A 528-nucleotide genomic window follows, 5' to 3' on the forward strand; every position below is an offset into this window, starting at 1 on the left:
ACCCGCTCGGGTCGCAGCGGTACGAACGACAAATCCTTGCCGGCGTTCCAGCGTGAGCCGCCGCCATATCTGCGGGCCGCATCCGGGTCGGCGGCCACCTGCGCGGCCCAGTTCCATGGATGATGCTCGAAACTCGTTACCAGCGGCTGCAATTCGGTGAACAGCTTGCGCCGGGTCGCCATCGGAAACGCCCCGATGACGCCGACGGAGGCCAGCTCACCGTCGTCGGTGTAGAGCCCGAGCAACAGCGAGCCGACGGCGTCGTCCGCGGATTTGTGGACGCGGTAGCCGGCGACCACGCAGTCGGCGGTCCGCTCGTGTTTGATCTTGAACATGACGCGTTTGTCCGGCTGGTAGGTCAGATCGAGTGGTTTGGCGATCACCCCGTCCAAGCCCGCGCCCTCGAACGTCTGCAACCACTGGGCACCGAGCTCGGGGTCGGTGGTGGTGCGGGTGACGTGACACCGAGCCTGGTTCTCCTTGACCGCCTCGACCAACGCCTCACGCCGCGTCCGGAAGGGCTCGCCC

1 pseudogene is annotated in these 528 nt (G+C 66.9%); it reads right to left on the reverse strand.

The window, feature by feature from the left end:
* Positions 1-528: pseudogene (gene ligC / locus A5699_RS11445) on the reverse strand (ATP-dependent DNA ligase); the annotation flags it as partial.

The organism is Mycobacterium sp. E802 (assembly GCF_001666875.1).
Classification (GTDB): Bacteria; Actinomycetota; Actinomycetes; order Mycobacteriales; family Mycobacteriaceae; genus Mycobacterium.